The 22,188-nt window shown below is 59.3% G+C and carries 21 protein-coding genes; 1 reads left to right on the top strand and 20 read right to left on the bottom strand.

All coding sequences use genetic code 11. The features are described 5' to 3' along the window. From HKN37_02400 to HKN37_02315, 18 genes are all read right to left on the bottom strand, one after another. The coding region (locus tag HKN37_02400; protein NNE45492.1) for a hypothetical protein at window positions 1-328 on the bottom strand (328 nt) is incomplete at its 3' end. Window positions 329-361: 33 nt separating this feature from the next. Continuing rightward, window positions 362-1,240: a 1,4-dihydroxy-2-naphthoate polyprenyltransferase gene (locus tag HKN37_02395; protein NNE45491.1), complete on the bottom strand. Its 879-nt coding sequence runs from the start codon at window positions 1,238-1,240 to the stop codon at window positions 362-364. 6 nt (window positions 1,241-1,246) lie between these two features. Next, window positions 1,247-2,071, bottom strand: coding sequence for a 1,4-dihydroxy-2-naphthoyl-CoA synthase (gene menB / locus HKN37_02390; GenBank protein ID NNE45490.1), 825 nt, complete (start codon window positions 2,069-2,071; stop codon window positions 1,247-1,249). 71 nt (window positions 2,072-2,142) lie between these two features. Beyond that, complete coding sequence (locus HKN37_02385) at window positions 2,143-3,996, bottom strand: 2-succinyl-5-enolpyruvyl-6-hydroxy-3-cyclohexene-1-carboxylic-acid synthase (protein ID NNE45489.1); 1,854 nt, start codon at window positions 3,994-3,996, stop codon at window positions 2,143-2,145. Beyond that, window positions 3,942-5,309 carry an isochorismate synthase gene (locus tag HKN37_02380; GenBank protein NNE45488.1) on the bottom strand — a complete coding sequence of 456 codons (1,368 nt, stop codon included), beginning with the start codon at window positions 5,307-5,309 and terminating at the stop codon, window positions 3,942-3,944. The genes HKN37_02385 and HKN37_02380 overlap by 55 nt, the downstream gene beginning before the upstream one ends. Window positions 5,310-5,332: 23 nt before the next feature. Further along, window positions 5,333-5,962, bottom strand: coding sequence for a hypothetical protein (locus tag HKN37_02375; protein ID NNE45487.1), 630 nt, complete (start codon window positions 5,960-5,962; stop codon window positions 5,333-5,335). A 106-nt stretch (window positions 5,963-6,068) separates the two neighbouring features. Then, window positions 6,069-6,935: a hypothetical protein gene (locus HKN37_02370; GenBank protein NNE45486.1), complete on the bottom strand. Its 867-nt coding sequence runs from the start codon at window positions 6,933-6,935 to the stop codon at window positions 6,069-6,071. A 45-nt stretch (window positions 6,936-6,980) separates the two neighbouring features. Next, on the bottom strand, window positions 6,981-7,943 hold the full coding sequence (locus HKN37_02365) for a hypothetical protein (GenBank protein ID NNE45485.1): 963 nt from the start codon (window positions 7,941-7,943) through the stop codon (window positions 6,981-6,983). Window positions 7,944-8,073: 130 nt separating this feature from the next. Beyond that, window positions 8,074-8,595 carry a BMC domain-containing protein gene (locus HKN37_02360; GenBank protein NNE45484.1) on the bottom strand — a complete coding sequence of 174 codons (522 nt, stop codon included), beginning with the start codon at window positions 8,593-8,595 and terminating at the stop codon, window positions 8,074-8,076. 101 nt (window positions 8,596-8,696) lie between these two features. Then, window positions 8,697-8,987, bottom strand: coding sequence for an ethanolamine utilization microcompartment protein EutM (gene eutM / locus HKN37_02355; protein NNE45483.1), 291 nt, complete (start codon window positions 8,985-8,987; stop codon window positions 8,697-8,699). Window positions 8,988-9,136: 149 nt separating this feature from the next. Then, the gene (locus HKN37_02350) at window positions 9,137-10,648 is read right to left on the bottom strand and encodes an oligosaccharide flippase family protein (protein ID NNE45482.1); all 1,512 of its coding nucleotides are present in this window, start codon (window positions 10,646-10,648) and stop codon (window positions 9,137-9,139) included. Continuing rightward, window positions 10,645-11,892 carry a glycosyltransferase family 4 protein gene (locus HKN37_02345; protein NNE45481.1) on the bottom strand — a complete coding sequence of 416 codons (1,248 nt, stop codon included), beginning with the start codon at window positions 11,890-11,892 and terminating at the stop codon, window positions 10,645-10,647. Before HKN37_02345 ends, HKN37_02350 begins: the two co-directional genes overlap by 4 nt. After that, window positions 11,882-12,445, bottom strand: a complete 564-nt coding sequence (locus tag HKN37_02340) for a methyltransferase (GenBank protein ID NNE45480.1) — start codon at window positions 12,443-12,445, stop codon at window positions 11,882-11,884. The genes HKN37_02345 and HKN37_02340 overlap by 11 nt, the downstream gene beginning before the upstream one ends. After that, the gene (wecB, locus tag HKN37_02335; GenBank protein ID NNE45479.1) at window positions 12,438-13,592 is read right to left on the bottom strand and encodes a UDP-N-acetylglucosamine 2-epimerase (non-hydrolyzing); all 1,155 of its coding nucleotides are present in this window, start codon (window positions 13,590-13,592) and stop codon (window positions 12,438-12,440) included. Before wecB ends, HKN37_02340 begins: the two co-directional genes overlap by 8 nt. Next, on the bottom strand, window positions 13,519-14,832 hold the full coding sequence (locus tag HKN37_02330) for a glycosyltransferase family 4 protein (GenBank protein NNE45478.1): 1,314 nt from the start codon (window positions 14,830-14,832) through the stop codon (window positions 13,519-13,521). Before HKN37_02330 ends, wecB begins: the two co-directional genes overlap by 74 nt. Beyond that, the gene (locus HKN37_02325) at window positions 14,829-17,306 is read right to left on the bottom strand and encodes a YfhO family protein (protein ID NNE45477.1); all 2,478 of its coding nucleotides are present in this window, start codon (window positions 17,304-17,306) and stop codon (window positions 14,829-14,831) included. The genes HKN37_02330 and HKN37_02325 overlap by 4 nt, the downstream gene beginning before the upstream one ends. 76 nt (window positions 17,307-17,382) lie before the next feature. Next, window positions 17,383-17,670 carry an Asp-tRNA(Asn)/Glu-tRNA(Gln) amidotransferase subunit GatC gene (gene gatC / locus HKN37_02320; protein ID NNE45476.1) on the bottom strand — a complete coding sequence of 96 codons (288 nt, stop codon included), beginning with the start codon at window positions 17,668-17,670 and terminating at the stop codon, window positions 17,383-17,385. A gap of 92 nt (window positions 17,671-17,762) precedes the next feature. Next, window positions 17,763-18,551 carry a 1-acyl-sn-glycerol-3-phosphate acyltransferase gene (locus HKN37_02315; protein NNE45475.1) on the bottom strand — a complete coding sequence of 263 codons (789 nt, stop codon included), beginning with the start codon at window positions 18,549-18,551 and terminating at the stop codon, window positions 17,763-17,765. Window positions 18,552-18,593: 42 nt separating this feature from the next. Between HKN37_02315 and HKN37_02310 the strand changes: the two genes are divergently transcribed. Further along, entirely contained in the window at window positions 18,594-19,235 is a 642-nt protein-coding gene (locus tag HKN37_02310; protein NNE45474.1) for a PorT family protein, read from the top strand. A 40-nt stretch (window positions 19,236-19,275) separates the two neighbouring features. Here HKN37_02310 and HKN37_02305 read toward each other — a convergent pair whose 3' ends face one another. Beyond that, window positions 19,276-20,622, bottom strand: a complete 1,347-nt coding sequence (locus tag HKN37_02305; protein NNE45473.1) for a hypothetical protein — start codon at window positions 20,620-20,622, stop codon at window positions 19,276-19,278. A gap of 172 nt (window positions 20,623-20,794) precedes the next feature. Continuing rightward, the gene (locus HKN37_02300; protein NNE45472.1) at window positions 20,795-22,138 is read right to left on the bottom strand and encodes a type II and III secretion system protein; all 1,344 of its coding nucleotides are present in this window, start codon (window positions 22,136-22,138) and stop codon (window positions 20,795-20,797) included. Window positions 22,139-22,188 lie beyond the last annotated feature (50 nt).

Here is a 22,188-nt window from a genome sequence, read left to right as displayed (position 1 = left end):
ACTCAACGGCGGTATCCAGAGCGAACTCCAGAGACGGCAACCCGGCTGCGAGGCGGTGGAGTGCCGCCGGAACGTCGTCGATCGAACTCGTTTCGTGATGGCGTCGCACACTTCGTACCAGCGATCTTGCGGCGGCCTCCACGTCATCGAGCGATTCAGTGCTGAAGCTTTCGAGCGGCGCTGCCTCTCCCCAACCCGTCCTACCATCAGTGTCCGTGAGGGCCAGGAGCAGCGTCACACGTTCACTGACAGAGACGCCCGGACGAATCGCCACCGGCTTTACCAGGGGCGTGCTGAATCTCCAGAGGTGTGCATCGACTACGGTCATCAGGTCGGAACCCAATTAAGTCACTACATGAAGCTACAGACTCCAACCGATCGAAAAGAGAATACTGTAAAGCATCAGCACCTGTGCCGTTCGTGCCAGAATCGGATTGAGTACGTGCCCTTCCTTGCTCGCACGCAGCTTCCGCCATGCCGGAACGAGGACCGGGATGGCGAGCACAGCGATCAACACCAGGCTCTTGGCGGGCTGCCACAGAGTCAAAGCGATCGGCACGCCGGCAGCCACTACGATGCACATCAGATAAAGATGTGTCCCCCATACCCTTCCGACTCGGACGACGAGCGTGTTCTTTCCCGCCTCACGATCCTCTTCAACGTCGCGAATGTTGTTGACAAGCAGGATGGCGACCGAAAGCAACCCCGGCGCGACACCGGCCAGGAGAACGGCCGGTGACATCGCGAGCACCTGAACGTAGTAGGTCCCGGCAACGGCCACGGGACCGAAGAAGACGAACACAAACACGTCGGCCACGCCGAGGGAAGACAGAGAAAACCGACCTGCCGTGTAGAGGAATCCGAACAAGATCGACAATGCGCCGATGACGACGATCGGCCACCCGCCGCGCCACATGAGGTAGCCTCCCGACAGCACCGCCAGGGTGAATGCGAAGATCGTCGCTCGTTTCATTTGTGACACGGTCACGAGCCCGGCGGCCGTGGCACGAAGAGGACCACTCCGGTTTGCCGTATCGACGCCTTTCTCGAAGTCGGCAACGTCGTTGTGAAAGTTGGTGCCGATCTGGATGAGAACAGCGGCCAGAAGGCATAACGTGGCCGACAATATGTGCACCCCCCCGGCCTCTACAGCCATCGCCGTTCCGACGAGGACGGGTGCGACGGTGGCGAACAGGGTTTTGGGCCGACTCGCTAGAATCCACGTTGAGACTGAAGCCATGCCGCGCTACGGTCGATACGGGAATTTGCCGAAATCCGGCTTGCGCTTCTCCAGGAACGCGTTCTTGCCTTCCTTACCTTCTTCGCTCATGTAGAACAACATCGTCGCATTGCCCGCCAGCTCCTGGAGGCCCACCTGCCCGTCGCAATCCGCGTTGAGCCCGGCCTTCAGACACCTGATGGCCATCTGCGAATTAGCGAGAATCTCGCGACACCACTGCACCGTCTCGTCCTCCAGTCGATCGAGCGGAACGACGGTGTTGACGAGACCCATTTCAAGCGCCTGCTGCGCGTCGTACGGCCGGCACAAAAACCAGATTTCTCGCGCCTTCTTCTGACCAACAATTCGAGCGAGATAGCTTGCTCCGAAGCCTCCGTCGAAGGAGCCGACCTTCGGACCGGTCTGCATGAAACGTGCGTTGTCAGCAGCGATGGTGAGGTCGCAGAACACGTGCAGGACGTGACCGCCGCCGACGGCCCAACCGGCCACCATGGCGATGACAGGCTTCGGGCAGGATCGGATTTCGCGCTGCAAATCGAGCACATTCAATCGCATGACGCCTGTGTCGTCCTCTGCATATCCGGCATCGCCTCGAATTCGCTGGTCCCCGCCCGAGCAGAATGCTTCGGGACCCTCACCCGTCAGAACGATGACTCCGATCGTGTGATCGTCTCGCGCGTCGTTCAGAGCCCGTCGCATTTCAGTCACTGTCAGCGGCCTGAATGCGTTGCGAACTTCGGGTCGATTGATTGTGATCTTGGCAATTCCTTCAGCTTTGTGATACTTGATATCCGTAAAGCTGCCTGCGTCTTGCCAGTCTACAAGTGCCATTACTCATTCATGTCTACGTGTGTGGAAACAACAGGGCGGAGCCGGCCGGGCGACGATACATCATGCCCGTTCTATTCAGGCATATGAACCTGCGTATCGGACCCGACACTTGCGGCGCATTCGGCCCTGACGGAATCAACTAACTTGTTATGAAGCAACAGGTTGCTATCACGTTTCGTGCGAATCTCAATGATTCCCCCCGCACCCGATTCGCACAGTTCCTTGTAGGCCGCGGCCACGGTATCCTTAGTGTCGGCGAATCGATAGTACAGTCCGAACATGGCACCGGCGGACTCAAAATGAAGCCCATGCGGCGTGCCGAAGTACGGCTCGAACACCGAAGGATAACCTGCGATGGGTAAGAAGGAAAAGATGCCGCCGCCATCATTATTGATGACGATGACAACTACCGGGTGCTCGCACGATCGGACGAGGCTGAGCGAATTCAGATCGTGCAGCAACGCAAGGTCTCCGAGCAGGACGGTGACGGGTCCTTTCCGACCAAGCGCCACACCGACCGCAGACGCGATGGTACCATCGATGCCGCTGCCGCCTCGGTTTGCCCGGGCGGGTAATCGATCGGACGGCGCAGCGAACGAATCCATGTCCCGAATTGGCATACTGGAGCCCAGGAAGAGCTCATGATCAGTCGCAAGATGCCGTGAAAGGTATCGTGCGATCCACGGCTCCGAAACGTCTGCTGTGGTCGCCAGGTGATCATCAAGTACGCGATCCGTGCACAGGAGCTTCCGGGTGTCGTGGGTCGGCACGTCAGCGCTACGCTTCCCGTCGCCGACTGTAATCTCGAGCCGACTCGAAATCTGACGACAGGCCGTCGCCACGTCGGCTTCAATCCGATGCGTCACTCTGTGGATCGGATCGATGCGGTTTCGGGTCGGTGAGACCAGCACGAAGTTCTCTGGGGGATGACTGGCAAAGTGCTCGTATAGACGCTTTGATGTTGCCCTTCCACCAAAATGAAGAACGGTGCGTGCTCGGAGATTCTCATAGCACGCGGCCGCGGCGAGCAGGAGATCATAATACGCGAGCGCCGACGTGAAGTCTGAATTACGAACAAACGACAACACATCGGGAAGCAGCGCCCAACCCAGTTGGTTCGCAAGCGAACGAACAAGTTCACCTTCCTCGGCCGAACCCAACCGGCCAGCCACCACCAGCCCTTCCGCATCTTGCTGCAGCAGGTCGAGGATTGAACCCAGAAATGGCTCGGAGATGCCGCGCTCGACCGCAGCGTACGTCGTATACGGGCGGGTTGAATCCAGCCAGCGTCGAAGCGCCGGAACAACGGGAACAACAAAGGTGGGATCGGTGGCGGGCGCCAGGGGCTCCCTGAACATACAGTTCAGATGAACCGGCCCCCGATCGGCCGTAGCCCGATGGAAAGCTTGATCGACAGCGGTAAGAATGGAGAGCGGATCGACACCCCGGTCCGACACCGGCAGATCAAACTTCCAGCTAACGAAATCCGAAAATATATCGGGCTGATCGATCGTTTGATTTGCCCCGGTCTTGCGAAGCTCGGGCGGACGATCAGCAGTGAGCAGGAGCATTGGAACTCCATCGGCCGAGGCCTCCACCACGGCAGGAAGGCCGTTTGCAACGGCGGTACCCGATGTTGTTATCCAGGCCGCCGGTGCGCCCGTCGTGCGGCCGAAGCCCAGCGTCGAAAACGCACTCCCCCGCTCATCAAAATGAACGATGCAACGGGTCTCCGGATGCTGCCCGGCAGCGACGACCAGCGGTGACGACCGTGAGCCCGGTGACACGAAGTACGTCCGCACTCCCAGTCGCACCAATTCGTCGACCAGCAGCTCGCACACGAACTGGTTGATGTTTACGGCATCGACTATCACGGCGACAGCACGCGAAGGAAGTCTCCGATCTTCTGTTCCACTTCGTGCCACTCCAATTCGGGGTCAGATCCACAGACGATCCCGGCTCCTGAAAAAAGGTCGAGTCGGTTTCGTACGATCCGTCCGGAGCGGATGCCAACGGCGAATTCTGCCGAATCCCGTCCGATCCAGCCCACCGGCCCCGCGTACCACCCCCTGTCGAAGGGCTCCAGGTGTTCGATCACATCGATAGCCTCCTGGTACGGATATCCGCCCACTGCAGGGGTCGGATGCAGCGATCGCAGCAGATCGAAAGCGTCGACCCCCGGCTTCAGCACGCCCTCAACGCGGGACAGGAGATGTCGTCCGACCGCGAGTTTCATGTCTGTGGCGGTCGTGTCCACGTGCAGCATGCGCGTCAGATCAGTCAGCGCCTCTTTGACGCTCTGTCGCACGTACTCGTGCTCCCGCTGGTCTTTCTCGCTGTGAAGCAACTCGTTGCCCAGTGCATCATCGTCGCCGTCGGTGATGCCTCTGGCACCTGTTCCGGCAATCGCCTCGCTCTGAATGCGTCGCCCGTCCTGACGAAAGAGACGCTCGGGAGACGCGCCAAGAAACGTACCGTCGCCGTGGGAGAATAAGAAATGGTAACAGTTAGGCGTCGCTCCAAGCAGCTGAACCATCAGCGCAAATGGATCCAGGTTGGCGTCGAATTCGAACCTGGCCTTTCTGGCCAGCACGACCTTTGCCAGCGTCGTGCTTGAGAAGGCCTCCAGCGCCCACTCGATATCTCGCACCCAGTCACGATGCTCCGGCTCGTCCCGGCGCGACAGCGTTTGCGGCAGACCCGGCAAAGAATCTGCGGGTACTGAAAGCGCATCGATTTCGGACTGCAACGCCGTTCCGAGGGCCGACTCATCTGCGTGGATATTGCAGATTAGCAGGCTGGAATCGTCCAGCGTCCGAAGTTCAAATCGAGGAAGGACCAGTCGATAGGAGGGGAAAGCTTCCCAATCGCTGTCAGGAGTCGTCCTCTTCCCAAATCTGACGCCGCCAAAAAGGCGAACGCCCGCCGGAGCTCTGTCAAGAATGTCTCCTACATCTCTCCGCATCGACAGATAGTCGACGGACGACTCTCCTTCCACGGCAACAACCCGGCCGATTCCCGCTACGGCATCAGTCTCTGAGCGACCGGACCAGTAGAACCGGTCCGTACTGGATTGAGCTGCCAACCAGTGCAACGGATCCACACGCGGAATCCTCAAGATGACGCGACGGAAAGCCTCCTGCCCCACGCGATCGCGCGGCCTCGCTCTTCGCTCAAGTTCCAGACTCAGTTTGCTTCGGACGTCCGATCCGGAAACAAGTGTTTGCCGATCATCCATATGACGTGATCTCCTGCCTCCGACTACTTGCCGCCTGTAATTGATCGCACATCGTTCTCAATGTCGCGCACTGCCGAAGGGGATATCCCAAAGCGCAATGCATATTTGATGATCACCGCCCGGAGCACCTGGTCGGGTACCGCCATGCCATACAGGCGCCGGGCTGCTCGCTCCACGATTGGGCTCGTTAACCGGGACAGAAGAGACCACCGAAGCACCACAAAACCCCCGACGCCCACCCACAATTCCGCAAAACGTCCGCTCTGCGCCAGAAAGCTCAGCATCGCAATGAAATAGATTGCCTGAATCAATACACTGTCGAGTATGCGGACGACGGGCAACGCATGCAGGCTGACTCCGGACGGCGAAAGCACGGCCGTCGCGATGAAGACGGAAACCATTGCGGTGGCGCCCAGCCACGGCCCACCCTGTACCAACCCGAAGGGCAGGATCCACAACGACAGATCCATCGGCAAGCGTAACCATAGGTCAGAATCTCCCAGCAATCGAGCCAGAGGCACTCGTTCCATCAATCCCGGCGCATACTCTTCGAGCGAATGCTCCGTCGATCGGAACATCGTGCCGTGGCCGGTTACCATGAACCGCCCGGTATCCACGAACTCGGCCTCTTTTCTTTCGACCTTCCCAAACATGGCTCTCGGCTGCACTCGTCCTACGCAAATCGAGTTAACGACCCCGTAGAACTGTGGTTTCAGTTTTTATTGAAAGTTCGAGCGCGACGTGTCGCCCTTGAACAGCTCACCATGTGAGGAGCACGAGGGCCAGGCAGGCGAGCGCGAGCCCGAGCCAGTTCGAACGGGAAAGCATCTCCTTCCAGATCAACACTCCCAACAACGTACCTCCGACCAGGACTGCGACATGATTCACCGGGAAGACTAGCGTCCCGGGCAGTTCCGCGAGCGCCTGGAGAAAGAACTCCACGGAACCGTAATTCAAGAGACCGAGTGCCAGTCCGCCCGCAAGCGTGCGAATTGAAAGGGCGGACAACAGCCTTCGACGACTGCCTATCAAATAGCAGACTCCGGAGACGAAGGCACCTGCAAAGGCCACGAAAAGGTATGTGGACCGGCTTGCAAAATCGGCAAGATGTTCGTCATAGACCTTCAGTGTTGTGTCGGTGATACCGGCAACAAAGAAGAGAAGCGCCAGCATAGCGGCTGGATGCTTCGCTACTGTACGGCGATTTGGATCTGCCGGCGGAAGTGCCATCAGGCCAAACGCGCCGACGGCCACGACCATGCCGGGAAGTTGCAGCGTCGTCGGCAACTCGTTCCAGATCACCCAGGAAGCAACGAACGGAATAAGTACCGCAATCCTCATGGTGGCCGCCGACAGCGCGAGACCCACCCGATCAATCGCTGCGGCGTACAGTCCGAAGCCCACAACGAACAGCACGCCGTTCACGAGTCCTACCGTAATCAGCAGGGATATGTCGGACGCACGACCGTCGAGAGCGACGTCGGGGCCGATGCCGAGTGCCAACAGCATCGCCACGAAATAGTTTACTGTAAGCAACCCGAGCCGGTCTATGCCGACGCGCCGTGCGAGCTTGAAGATCACACCGATGGCGAGGCTGCAGACGACGGCGAGCGCCAGGTAGACCATGGGAGGCTCGCCGCCCAGAGAGGAACTCGTCGGGTCCCGGGCGTGCTAGTTGTTTACGAGGTAGTTGAAGTAGCGCAGCGACGTCGGCGACCATTGCACGTCGCGCAGCGTGAGATTCGCTGGGGGATGCAGATGGGGTTTCACTCTTCCCGTCGTATCCGCCCGGATCTCATCATATTGGACCGTCGCAAAGAAATCCGGAGCGCGCTGGGACTCCCTGAATTCCGACAGCAAAACACGATATCGCACCGTGAGGTGCGACGGTTCCAGCGTCACAATCTTCTCATTCGATGGGGCGCCTTCGATGATGACCTCCACTTCACGCGTTGCGCCCGTGAACTCCCGCGACACGGCAATCGCCGTCGTCCGGTCAAGCTCTCGATCCAAAAGTTGACTGAGGGAATCAACCAGTGAGACAGATGCGGCAACAGAGTCTGTCAGATCTGGAGCGCGAAAAACCTCGGTTGGCCACTCGGTCAGATTCTCGACGATGGATCTTGCACCCGAGACACGAACAGAATCGGGCACAGCGCGTGGAGGAGCGAGCAGGCTGTGCGTCTCCGGGGTGGTCACGTCGAATAATAGCAGCACCGGAATCTTTCTCGTAATTCGCTCTTCGGTTCGCGCCGCGAACGTCCGTGGCGAAACGGTCTCGATGCGAAGGTTCTTTGGCAGTTCCGGCGGAGTCGACTCCAGATCCACGACCCCTTGCGAGGCGTCCAACGGATATGCGGGACGATTATAGTAGAGTCGAAACAATGACAGACCTTCCCCCTGCACCTGAACGCGGACGGTTTGGGGCGGAACCTGCGTAAGTGCCCGGTCGGTCGGAAGATTTACGACGACCGCGGGCAGATCCACGACCAGACTGTAGTTCTTCTGCATCGAGAATACGAACCAGAGCAGAGCCGACACCAGAACGCTGACGGCTATGGCAATCCCGCGATGACTTGTCGAGAATTGATCGTAGCCCTGATGCTTTGGGTTGCGTTCGACAATTGAACGCAATCGCCCCCAGAACACTGGGCCTGAGGTGCTATCGTCGGAGTTGGGCACGCTCTTTCCGATCGTCCGTTGGTTGTGGGTCTAACCGTATCAGAGGAATGCCGGTGACGACCTTTTGTTCGGAATGGACGGTTCAGCCAAGGCTCCTGAACGCGTCGAGAAGCTGTTTCTTGTTTGCTCTGGCTATCTCTCGGCCATGAATCGGGAATCCGCTTGTCTGCCGCGCAAGTTGGCGCAGCTCGCGCACTGTAAGGGACTCCAGATCTTGCGTATCGGCTGCAGCGGGCCGAGGTGAGGCTCGTTGCGAACGGACTGTGCGAGCGGCGGATTTGCGAGCGGCGCCACCTTTCGGCCTCGCCGGCGTCAAGAACGACTCGCTGTCAACAACGGAATACGTTTCTTCAGCAGGGCGCGGGATGACGTGGGCGGAGACCAGGTCGCCGACTCGCGATGCAGCGGCTGCTCCGGCATCGACCGCCGCCTGGACGGCCGCAGTCTCACCAACGGCATGGACTGTCATCAGCGCCGCGACGGTTTGCTCGATCCCGAGTATGGTCACTTCTGCTGCCTTGACCATCGCGTCCGCGGCTTCGATAGCCGCAATGAGACCACGGGTCTCGACCATACCAAGTGCTTTGTCTGCGTAGTCTAGCATTCACTGACGACCGTAGACTTGTGTTCGCCCGACGCCTTCTCCCGGATTCATGTCATGAACCCGGGTTCGTTGCGCCGTGCCACGCGTTGCCCAGGTCGAGGTCAATCCGCCCGCGTCGGCAGGATCAACTCGACATCTGAGTGGGGCCGTGGAATGACGTGTACGGAAATCAGCTCGCCGACTCGTTCGGCTGCCGCCGCCCCTGCGTCGGTTGCGGCTTTGACCGCGCCCACGTCACCGCGGACCATCACGGTCACATAGCCGCCCCCAATCTTCTCCTTGCCCACCAGTCGAACACGCGCAGCCTTGACCATAGCGTCAGCCGCCTCGATGGCTCCAACCAGGCCGCGGGTTTCTACCATTCCGAGGGCGATTCCGTAATCTTCTGCCATTTGAAGAGGGATCGATTTGAGTGAAGAACCAGTCAGCGCTTTTCAGGGAAACTCGACTGGCCGCAGAGCCCGCTAAGGGCGTGCTCCCGCGTGCTACATCGTCGAATATAGACGGGGGTTTTGCGATTGTCAACCAGAGCGGGAGCAACTCACGTACCATCCATACGACCACCCGGGCGCAGGAATCGCAGTCCGCGCGCGAAGTCCTCCATTCGGAACGCGCGCGTGAGCAGAATCAGCGGGAAGTACATGCCGATAAGGAGCAGGCGGACGGAGAGACGAATAACAACAGATGCCGAATCTAACTGAGCACTGGCCGCCCAGAGCACGATCACAGAAATCGCTACCGCAGCAATGATTCGGATATCAAAATCGATGGAACTGAGCCGTTCGGACACCCGCAGCGTCCAGAATGCCAGTGCCGCAAACGAAATGGTCGTTGCGAGCGCTGCTCCGAGTGCTCCGAACCGGGGAATCAGTATCAGGTTGAGCACCAGATTGAAGATCGCGGCGCCGAGCACGTAGCGGGCAATCATGCGCGTACGGTTCAGGCCATACAGCACGTTGACAGCCACGTGGTACATGCCGTAAAACCAGAACCCAGCCGCCACCGGCAACACCACCTGGTCGATACCGAGGTAGAACCGGTCCACACCTAGCGACTGAACCAGAATAAGCATGGCATCGTCGGCCAGGATCGACAGTGCAAGAACGAACCAACCCGTCCACACGGCATAGTGCCGCAGAGCCGCACGGTGCATATCGAATCGACCCTCGTCGAATTGCCGGAGGCCGATCACGGCGAACGCCAGCTGAAAACTCTGCACAAATACGAGATTCACGATGCCGCCGACACGCGATCCGAAATCATACAGCCCAACCGTCGCTGTTTCACTGAGCCATTTCAGCATGTACCGGTCGCCGACGTTGAGCAGCCAGGCCGACAGACTCGCCACGACAAGTGGCGCACCGAACCGGACGAGAGGCCGAACGACGGACGGGTCCAGGCGGAGGCTGATCCGCGGAAGCATCATCAGCGCCGATGATGTGGCGGAGAACGCCCCGGCCACAACGTACGCCAGGACGGCGCCCCGCAGCCCCAGTCCACGCTCCACCATGAACAGATAGGCGGCTCCAAAGAGAACCAGCATTTCACCGACAATCAGCACCGCGTATTGTCCCGGCCGATCCGTGACCCGGAGGTGCATAAACGATACGCTGCCAATCACCTTCAGCGTCGCATAAACGAGGATCCAGCCTATCAACGAACGAGACGACTCCGAGTCGAGCAGGAATCGTCCAAGCCAGTCCCCCCACAGCAGGTACACAACCGACGCGAATGCAATCGCCAGCACCGCCGAGGCCACGAGTGCGGTAAACGGCAGTTGCGACCGGCTGCCCTCGTACGCCGGATCGGAATGGAATCGAAGAAGCCCGGTCGAGATACCAATACCGAACGTGAGGATGCACAGCTGGGCGGTCACGAGAAGGAGCGCTAGATAGCCATACTCCGACAGGGACAGATACGTCGGATTCAGCAGAATCGGAGCCAACAGCAGACCTGCCGCCTTGACGGCAACATTTCCGATCGAATAGATGCCGCTCTGACGCACGACACGGCGTGCCGGACTGTCGACTTCGCTGCCTGCTCGATGGCTCACACGTTATCCCTCCGACTCATCGTGGCGGGCAGCGCGCTGGAAGAAAACAAAGCCTCGTACGCGTCAACCAGTGCGCGTGACGTGGTCTTCCAGTTGTACTTGCGAATCACCGCCTCACGGCCCTCCTTCCCCATCGCGGACCAGTCATCCGGCCGCGCCAGAAGATCGATGGCCTTCGCGGCCAGGGACGCCGGGTTTCCGGCTTCGAATACACTCCCACATCCAGTCTCCCTCACGATCCGGGCGAGTGGCCGGCAGTCTGAAGTTAAGACCGGACGGCTGCAGTACATGTACTGAAAGAGCTTGTGAGGAATGGTCGCATCCGTATGCGGGGTCCGGAGGTGCGGAATAAGACATATGTCAGCGGATTCGATCAGGCTTTTGACTTTCTCGAGGGGTTGCCACCCATGAAACGTCACGTGGTCTCCCAGGCCGAGCTCGCCACATCGGGCCTCCAGTGCGTTCCGCGTTCTCCCATCGCCCGCCAACTGAAGTCTGACCGTAGGGTTGGCCTTGATGATCGCCGGCATCGCGTCCACGACGGTCCGCAGTCCGCGATGACGATCAATGCCACCGGCATAGGCCAGGTGGATCAGACCATCTTCACTGCGATCATACCGTGCACCGGCACCCAATGACTCGAAGTGATCTATGTCCAGTGTATTCGGCACCAGCACCAGTCGATCCTCGGCCACTCCGTTCTCGACATTCCGCTCTGCCGCTTCCTCGATTACAACGACGAGACGATCCACCTCCTGCGTCCATTTCTTCTCCAGTCGTTCCCATTTCCGATAGCTGATCAGGAACCGGGCGGGAAACCGGTTGCTCCATTCATAGCCGCGCAGCGCTTCAACCCAGTTCTCGTGCAAGTCCCCGACGACTGGCAGCTGCAGCTTTCTGGCCGCCCTCAGCGCACCTCCGAACAGGTACAGATCATGCACGTGGATCGCGTCAAAAGGATGCGTTCGATTCAGGCCACGGATCCTGTGCTCGAGATAGAGTGAATACGCCGGAATCGTTCCCGCGAGACCGCGCAGCTTGTTTCGCACGGCCGCGGGAAGTTTGTCACGGAATATCTGAATGCCACGATAGTCCTCCATTTCTGGACGCACGTCCGGACCGATCGCAAGAAGACTCACGGCAAAGCCGGCCTCAATGAGCGTGCGCGCCTCGTTCTCAACCCGGACGTCCTCCGGAAATGAGTGGTCGAGCACCATCAATATCTGTTTGGCGTCACTTCTCATCGAGACCGGAAGTCGTGTGGTCGCGAACAGCCTCGACCGCGTAGTACCGGTTCGCAAAGCGCCTCAGCAGCGGTCGAAAGCCCAGTTGTCCCGTGGGACTCGTCCACTTCTGGCGTCGCACCACGGTCCAGCCCGCCTTCTGGAGGAGCCAGTCGAACTGCCAATCCTCAAACTCGTGGTAGTGCCTGTCCCACTCGTCCGTCGGGTTTCGATAGGCCGACGCGAACCAGAGGCGCAGCGGCACGGTCGCAAAAAGGCGGTCGGCCGGCAGTGCACGCAGTACGTTGTACGGAGCCACGAGGTGCTCGAGAATTTCGAAGGCCGTCACAAAATCGACCTCGTGCCCCTTGACCGAATGCGGGTGCAGATCCAGATCTTTATCTGTATGGTGGACGACGAACCCTTGTCCGGCAACCCGGTCGGCCAACGGATTGGGTGCGCCCAGATCAAGAACCTGTCCCGGAGGGACGGCAGTCTCGAGAAGAAATGCCAGTGTTCGCGAGTAGCGATTCTCCAGAGCACGGGTTGGTCGAGGTCTGTATGGTTCACTCATGTGGATCCCGGTCGCGTATGAGTCGATCGCGAACCGCCTCGGCAACATATTGTGCCGCCTTCCCATCACCGTACGGTGAGTCCGGTTCCGTCAAGGGCGCGGTGGCGAGGGCTTCATACACAGTACTTAAGTCATTGCCCGCCAATACGTTCCAACCACCTTCCAGCGTCTCCACCCACTCGGTTTCATTGCGAAGCGTGACACACGGCGTGCGCGACCAGAACGCCTCCTTCTGCAGGCCGCCGGAGTCTGTGAGCACCGCCGAAGCACCATCAAGCAGCGACAACACAGCAAGATATCCGCACGGATCAATCGGCAGGATGTTAGCGCCCAGGGCTAATTCGTATTGCTTCATGAGCACAGCCGCCCGTGGATGTACCGGCCAGACGACCGGCTGGTTCACGTTATCAAAGACGGTGAGGATTTGTGCGAGGCGTTCGCGGTCGTTTGTGTTCTCCGCTCGATGAACAGTGGCAAGATAGTACTCACCCTTTCGAAACGGGATCACATCGGAGATTGGATGATTCGTCAGCGCCACTGGACGAAATCTCAACAGCGCATCGTACATCACGTCGCCCGTGTTAACGACTCCGTCGACAATTCCTTCGTTCGCCAGGTTCTCCACTGCCGTACGCGACGGGCAGAACAGCATTGACGCCAACCGGTCGGTCGCGATCCGGTTGATTTCTTCCGGCATCTGGCGATTGAAAGACCGGAGGCCCGCCTCCACATGCACGATCGGCACGTGGAGTTTCGCGGCAACCAGGGCGGCAGCGAGTGTGCTGTTCGTATCTCCGTAGACCAGAAGCGCGTCGTACGGCTTTGCATTGATGAGATACGCCTCAAGCCGCACCATGATATCGCCCGTCTGGCGAGCATGCGTTCCCGAACCTGCGCCAAGATTCACGATCGGCTCGGAGATTCCCATCTCCTCGAAAAAAATCGCGCTCAAAGCCACGTCGTAATGCTGCCCCGTGTGCACCACGTCCTCGGATATTCCAGCTTCGGCGAGCGCGGGACTGACGACTGATGCCTTGACGAATTGTGGTCGGGCGCCGACGACTGTGCAGATTCTATTCAATCGTGCCTCCCGTCGAGACGCGGTGCAACAACTTCGCCAGCGCCGACGCCTGCGCAGGACGGGCATACAGCTGAATTCCCGCTGGGTCCGCTCCGGTATTCGGCTCTCCCCGACTGAACGCACCATACTGCTCGGCGAGGTATGCATGCACGCCCTTCGAATCGCCGTGAGCAAACATGCGGCCTCCGCTGCAGTCGCTAAGAATCGCTCCGGCGTCCCCGTCCGGCGGGCCGATCGCAAGTGTCGGCCGACCTGACGCCAGGTATTCGAACAACTTGCCGGTGACGATTTCGTGCGAAGACGCACCGTCGGGGATTACGAGAAGCAACAGGGATGAGTCTTGCATGAGTGCGACGGCACGATCATGATCCACGTACGGCAGTATTCGCACGGTGTTATCCAGTCCGTGCTCGCGAATCGACATGAGGATCTCGGCATCAACATGGCCAATCAACTCGACCGCCACGTCCCCGGGGCTCTTCGATACAAGTAGCTGAAGCTGGCGCCAGACACTCTTCGGGTTCTGTGTGCGTGAAAGCGTGCCGATATGCCGAATGACAAATCGCTTGTTTGCCTGAGCCGGCACGTCCCGAAAGTCGTCCGGATCAAAGCCGTTCGGCAGATACGTGTATTCGCGGCTTACGCGCTTGCTCAGGTTCGTCACCATGCTGCGACTCACGACGGTGACTGCGTCCGCCTCCGTCAGAACGGATCTCTCGAAGCGCTGGTCGCGAGCGGCCGCCAGCCGGGTCATCGGCAGTTGCGGATAGTAGTAGATGCCGGTCCACGGATCCCGCATATCCGCTACCCAGGGCACACCCCACTTGCGCGCCAGTGAGCGACCCACGAGATGGGTCGAGTGCGGCGGACCCGTCGTCAGCACCGCATCGAACGGATCCGTACGATGAAGCATGTTTGCTTCCCGGCGCGCAAACGGAACCCAACCGTATCGAGCGTCCGGCGTGAACAGATTGGCACGAATCCAGAGCCCCGCTCGCTGGCGAAGCCCGGCCGACTCCTCCCTGACGAAGGCCACACCCACCGTGTCATCCTTCGGACGTCCGAGCAGTCGGGCATATGACGCGTACGGATCCCACGAGCGCGTCTTGAGCACGACCAGGGAACCAGGTACGTCTGCCGCGAGCGTGTCGTCCAGGTCGGGGTACGATGCGTACCGCGGATCTACCGTAAGTACCGTGGGTGCCCAGCCATTCTCCGGCAGGTATTTCGCAAACTTGAGGGTCCGCTGAACACCCGGTCCTCCCGACGGAGGAAAATAGTAGCTGATAAAAAGCAACCGCTTCACGAAGGCGACTCCCCGGCCGTATCCTCACCAACATCAGCAGGCCGTCGTCGAATGTGAATCCAGCCCAGAATCAGAAGCAGCCCGTACGTCACGAGTGTCGAAGCCGCCGATATCCAGATTCCGATTCGATGGCTGGCCGGCTCGAAAGCGAAAAGGACTTCGTGATCGCCGGGCGGGACCGTGACACCACGCAATAGGTAGTTCACGCGATGGATGTGCGTCGGGTCCCCGTCAATCGTGGCTTTCCAGCCCGCCGGGTAGTAGACCTCGCTGAGCACAAGCAGTCGCTTTCGTTGTGTGTTGACACGGACGGCGATCCTGCGCGGGCCATACGATTCGACCACGGCTGTGGGGACATCGGCGGAGTCCCGGCCACTCGCCGGTATGTCCAGCGTCTCCTCTACCAACGCAACACTCGCCGGTTCGAAATCTGGAGCATTCAATGCGCTCCAGACGTCATCCGACAGCGGCGTAACGGCTAGCGAGTCAACGAAATACGCTCGCGGCAACGCATCGCTTAACTCGTAAACCGAAAACCCGGTCTGTTCATCTTCGAACACTGCGGCGGAAGCACCGATCGGACTGCGGGAGACCACAAACCGGGTGTTCATCATCCGAAGTGCCGCAACGTTCAGCCTGCCCTCCGGCGTGACAAGGATGTTCTCCAGGAAATCCTGATACAGACGGAGCTTGGCCCCGTGGTAGCCGCTCAGCGATTCGTAGAAATAAGACGGGCGTGCAGTCTGCGTCGGCGCGCCCTCGAGGGAAAGCACGCGAAACCGGTCGGACGACGCATCGGCCCTCTGTTTGATGTAACGATCAAACGCGAACTCCGGTATCGACTCCACAACGTCGGAGCTTCCTGTCATTCGATCCGAATTGAAATAGCGACGATCGACGGTCCACAGATCGATCAGGACGAGTAACGTGACTGCAATCTGCAAGACGGGCGCACCGAACCGGCCATTTCTGAAGAGCAGATAAAGGCCACCGGCCACGAGCAAGAAGATGAAAGAGCGCCAGGCGTCCGTCGCCAGTTTCTCCTGACGTCCGGTGCGGGCCTCGTCCATCACCTGTTCGGCCGCCTGGGCGACGCGCGGATCACTTTCGGACACGTTATTCGATCGAGCGATCTGCTGCGCGATGATTGAACGTTCGCCGGGTCTCTCGAAACTGAGGACGGCATCGCCGGCCAGCCCCAGAACCAACAGACCGCCGATCAGCGCCAGATAACCGATCGCAATGGGTGACCGCACGGTTACCGCCTTGAGCGGATCGCGGACGATGGAGTCGACTCCCGCTCCGGCCAGAACGGCGACAACAAGCGCGACCGCCGCAAGCCACGTCTCCGGGACGCGAAACGCGGAGAACAGGGGAAAGAAATTGAACATCGCCCGGTTCAGAATGGCAAGATTGGATCCGAGCGAGAACAAGATCATGATCACCGCAGCCACACCCAGCGATCGCACCCACGCTTCGCGGCGACGCACTACGGCTACGGCCGCCAGAAAGAGTACGATTGCCGTCAAGTAATGTGGCCCACCCGTAAACGTCTTTGGTCCCCAGTACAATTCAGAACCGCCGAAGGCGTCGGCAACGGCCAGCGTGAGCAATTCCGCCACACCCTGGCTCCATCCCATCGCGTAGTCCCACGAGAGGCCTCCGGCCGCACCACCCGGAGCCGAGCCGCGGATCGTGTATGCCTTGTATTCGAATTGCGCGAGGTAGGGCTGGGCAACCATGAGGCCGGCAAATACGCCGCCCAAGACGAGAGATGCCGACACCCGCCCGAACCGTGACAGCTGGCCGCTTCTGTAGGCCGCGACTCCCTCGGCTACCCACCAGATCAAGACCACAAATAGCACGTAATACGTAATCTGAAAATGACCCGCTCGGAGGTTGACGGCCAACGCCACGGCGAACAACGCGGAAGCGAGAACACCCGGTCGCCGGAGTGCGAACGCAAACGCCAGAAGGAGCCACGGAGCGAAGCACAACGAAACGAATTTCGAATTGTGGCCCGTAGCCAGGAGAATTGGCAAATACGTCGTGAGTCCGAACGCAACGGCCGTCAGCACCCCGGCAAGGCGATTGCGCGTCAGGAAGAATACGAGCAAGTACATCCCGGCGAGCAGCACGATGAAATGCGAGCTTGGCCACATGACCCTTCGGACAAACCCGATCAGGGTATCGAGCTGAGGAACCGCGGCAACATAGCGGATCATGTAGGCCGGCATCCCTCCGAACACGTTGGTTGCCCAGAGCGCTGCTTCGCCGGTGGCCTCCTCGTACTCGATTACCGAGTTGGCGGTGGCGCGCCAGTTGACCGTGTCAGAGCCCGCAAGGGACTTCCCACCAAAATGCAGCGATGAAAAGAACGACAGTGAGACGAGCACGAGGAACCCAAGGCACAGGGCATGCTGAGCTCGCCCGGAAAGCCGGTCCCAGCCCGACGGCGGAGTTTCAACTTGCACTTTTCGTTCCCGACTCGGGCGGTTCTTTCGCCGACTCATCCTTGCTGCCTGTCCGCTTTTGTTGGGAAGACCGACATCAGTCGATCACTTTGGGAACACGAAAGAACTCCGAGTCCGCGTCCGGCGCATTTGACAGGGCGACGGGGCGCGTGATTCGCGTCGTCGCCACGTCCGGCCTGACCACATTGTAGAGATCTAATACGTGCGACATCGGCTCGACGTCCGACACGTCGAGTTCTTCGAGCTTTTCCACGTAGTCCAGAATCCTTGTAAGCTGAAGCGCCATTTCCTGTTCTTCATCCAGCGAGAACTCGAGTCGCGCCAGAGAAGCTATGTGTCGGACTTGCTCGAGGGAAACTTTCACAGTTGGATCGGTTTCGATGGGGGCTCAAGATAAGGCCCCGTCGTCTGAGATTTCAGACGGGCGACGCCGTCCGGTGCTGCTGATACGCCGTCTCATGCCGGCAGCTCAGATGCGATGGTCGCACTGACCGTCTCTATAAACGGCGTGAGTTCGGCTCGCGTCTTTCCCGCCACGTCTACAGGCGGATGGACAACGATACGGACCCGACCAGGCCGTGACGCGACTCTGGTCTCGTTCATGAGCCGATATGCATCAACGATTGTGATCGGCACCATCGGCACTGCCGCCTCCGCTGCGAGCGAGAACGCACTCTTCTTGAGGGGATGCAATATGGGCCCGTAAGTACGAAGTCCTTCCGGAAAAATGATTACGGAGCGCCCCTCTCGAATCTGGCGCCCTGCGCGCTTCAGGCTCTCATGAGAACGACGGGTATCCGATCCGCCGACGAATACGGAGGGGGACATCCTCAAAGCAGTTCCAAGAAAAGGGATCGGCTCAAGCTCCGCCTTCGCCACAAAACCGAAGGGCAGCGGCAGAATACTCGCCAGGATGGCTATATCAAGCAGATTCTGGTGGTTTGCGGCAAAAACGTACGATTGCTCCAGGTCGAGTGTCGTGCGCCACTCTGTTTTTACCCGAACGCCGAATCCGAGCAGAAGGGACCGACCCCACCAGCCTGCCCAGAAGCCGAAAACATCCTGATTCCTGGTCACGACCTGCGCAATTCCATACGCAAACGCGAAGAAGACAGTCATCAGCACCGCCCACAGGTAACCAAGAACGAACCAGAGACGATTTAAAACCGACCAAGCAGGTTCGATTGCTTCTTCCGCGGCAAGCACGATATCCTTAGAAGTGTATGACTCGGACGACAGCGGCATCTTTACTGGTTTCAGGTAATATCATACTCACGAGGCGTTTTCATGCGATGGTACCTGGCCTGTCTCGCGACCACATTGATTCTGGTTCTGTTTCCTCCGGCGCGAGCGGCCGGACAGACAATCGAGCCCGGAATACACGTCGGATTGGCTGCCGCAACCTTCAGCGGTAAAGCAAATACGGATTTCGGCTTTCGAGGGTCCTTCGGTGCGGGCATATCGGTCGGACTGGACTTCGGTAACGGATTCCTGCTTCAGCCGGAGGTACGATACGTGGCAAAAGGCGGCAAGAGCGACGAAGCTTTTGTTGATGGCTCTCCTGGAGCACTCAACGTAAAGTCTACGATTTCATACCTGGAGTTCCCGGTACTGCTGGCATACCGCTTCGAGACGCGGGGAGCCGTTCACCCGAAGGTGTTTCTCGGACCTTTCGTTGCTCGAAAACTCGACTCGACCATCGAGTGGCAACTGGCTAGCGGAGGCGCAAAGTTGCGTGACTCCGACGATTCCATTGTCTCGACGGATTACGGGTTCGTGGTCGGGGCTGGACTTGAGATCGACGTCATGGGAGAAAGGCTTGTCGCGGCCACCAGGGCCACGTTCGGCAGAAAGGATGTTCGCGACCTGGCCGAGGCGCCGTTGCATAACACCGGGCTCGAGTTCTCCCTTGGACTTGTGCTTCGATAGGCACTTACTCTTGCCGGTTCTCGTCGCGGCACTTCACCGTTCAGTCCGGCAGCAGACGCCGCTGAGTCAGGTCCGCCTCCTCCGCCATCAGTTCGCTGGCGAGGTTGATGTAGAGCCGCGACGCCAGTTCGGCTGCCGTCTCGACAGCCACGTCCATGTAGGCACCGGCCGACACCGACGGTTTGATCTGACGTCGGCCGGGCGGCAAACGAGGATCAGACGGACGCAGGATCACGGTGTCCGGGAGGCCTGGCGGGCGACGGGAAAGAACCGGAAAAATGGGAACGTGTCCGCCATCGGCCTTCTGAGTTGGCAATTCGCCGACGACGCTTTTGCCGGCATACACGAGCGACCGGATTTTCTGTCCATACCAGAGAGGCGCCGCCAGAAGTGCTCTTAGTCCTGAGGCATCTACCGTTCCCCCCGACACGAATGCCACGATGAGGGTCCTCTCCGGAATTCCGGCGTAACGCGAGAACTGACTGAGTTGCCGAACGACTTCCAGCGAAGCGACAACCTCCACGCCGATGTTTCCGACATCGAGCGCCGGCACGCCGGCGAAGCTCCCGACTGCATCCAGAGATGTACAGAGGATGACCGCCTCGGACGAAAGCTCCGGGTGCTTGCCGGGGACGTAACCGACGATGTTGATTCCTGCGGCCATTCTGCTCCAGGCAGACACGATTTCAACGCGAACGGATCGACTCAACAGGTGGCGCGTCGGAGCGTCGGGATCCGGTAGGCTTCCCCGCAGCAGCGTCCGTACGACTCGGGGCGTGACATGGAGCATTCCATGGCCTTCCCACTGCTTGCTCGAGGGTCTGGGCTCCAGCCGACTCTGGAAGATTATCAGATCAATACTCGAGGAGCGCAGCGTCGCCTCGATTTCGGGTGTGACATCGCCAATCCAGAGCAGCGCTGAACCGGACTCACGGGATGCCCCCTCCGCGTCGTTGAGCCACAGCGAACGTATCACGCCGTCAAATGCCGCCGACCGCCCGTCCGGCAGCACGTCAAGACCCGTGATGAAGTCCAGGCTGTCGGAACCCTCGAAACGCAGACGCGCACCGGACACGACGTTTCGAGGTGAGCTGTGTATGATACGGAAGCCGCTCTCGAGTGCCGGCTGAAGGCGATACTCACGAAGCCGTCGTGCAACGTAGGCCGCGGCAACATTGTACCCCACGGACATGTCTGCCCGGCCCCGAACGGCCTCACTGTTCAGGAAGGAGAGATCTTCCGCCATCGTATGCTCGCTCCAGGCGGGGCTGCCGGGGGTTGACACCGGCCGCGCATCCGGCACCGTCAGCGCGGAGCATGCCGCGAACGACAACAACAGTAGCGGCAGGACCGCTACCAGAACCGGGTGCCATGAACGAAAAATCACTTTCGAGGATCAAGCTTGATGTGATGCGGAATGACAAGATATCAACCACCAGTCGGTAAAGGCAGAATGGTCGGAATCACTCCGCATCGAAGCCGTGAAAACATCCGCGACAGGCACAAAAAAAGGGAGCGACCGAAGGCCGCCCCCTTTCTTCCGAGGTAGTGTGGTCGAGCTACTGATCCACTTCTCTGAATCGTGTTGGCTGCTGCGTACTTGCACCTACGTTTCGATTGAAGCGCTGGAGCATCTCTTCCTTCTTGCGACGCGTCTGCTCGAGCAAGTCGACCTGTCCGCGACGGCGCGAACGTGTATCCAGCGGATCGACTAGTTCGGCCTGCAATACGATCAGAAGTTCCTTCTGGTTGGTCGAGCGCTGTGTCTTTCCGAAGAGATAACGCAGTCCGAAGAACCACGGCGGCAGATCCTTCAGGAACGGCACACCGGCCCGGGAACGGGTCTCCTCAGTTGAGTAGAGACCACCGATTACGGTCTGCTCGCCGTCAAGCAAAAGGACCTGAGTATTGGCCGTGTTCCGGTCAATGATCAGTCCCGCAAGAGACGGACGGCTACCGGACTTCTCCACCTTCACATCCAGATGGACGAACTCGAGCATCGGAGAGCCGGCCGTATCCGCAACCGCCTCCTTGATGAGAGTCGGAGTCACATCGATGATGATGCCCGTCGAGAAGAACTGTGTGACCGTGTTGCCTGCAAAATCGCGAACCTGTACAGGCACATCGGAACCGATCTGGATCGTTCCCTTCTCTCCGCTCTGCACGGTGACCTGGGGCTGTGCGATCGTCTCACCGACTCCTTCGGTCTCTGCAAACTGCAGGAACTGCTTGAGGTCGGAGAACGCGATCTCTTCCGGGGCACGGATAATGTCATCGACGCCGTCAAAAATGTCTTCCGTCTTCAGGAAGAACTCGACGCGCGAACCACTCTGCTGTCCACCGCCACTGGATCCACCTGAGCCACCCTGGCCGCTGCCACCGCGACTGCCTACGAAGACGCTCCAGTTCAAACCCGTGTCACGCACTTTCGAGTGGTTGAGCTCGAAGAGGACAGCGTTGATCTGAATCTCGCGGGTGTTCTTGTTCGCAGGAAGAAGCTCGCCGCGACCCTGGAGGGCGGGTGTCCCTGCCCCCACGGCTCCGACTTCACCTACAGGAGCCTGCTCCACGATGAAGAAGCGATCCGTCTCACGATAGATCAGACCGTTGAACTGGAGAACGAGTTCGAATGCATCCAGAAAGTGCATGCTCGCAATGGAGACCCCGATAGGGTTCGAACGACCTTCCGGATCAACGACCTGCTTGCCGGTTACCCGCTGGAAAATCGGATCGACAAACTCCAGGAATCGGTCAAAAGGAGTTGATGGAAGGAACGAAACGAGTTGATCCGGTGGAATGTAGGCGCGAATCTGCCGCTGGGGCGGTCGATCCTGTGCACCGGCAAGCTGCGGAAGGCCGGCCGACAGCGCAACTACAACCATGCTGAGCATGGTCAACTTCATTTGAGCTGAGGCGATCTTAAACTTCATGGTACTTACTCCAGAACGCACTT

This window comes from Rhodothermales bacterium, from assembly GCA_013002345.1.
Taxonomy (GTDB): Bacteria; Bacteroidota; Rhodothermia; order Rhodothermales; family JABDKH01; genus JABDKH01.
The sequence above is the reverse complement of the archived record's forward strand: the minus strand, read 5'-3'. Positions and strand labels throughout refer to the sequence as shown.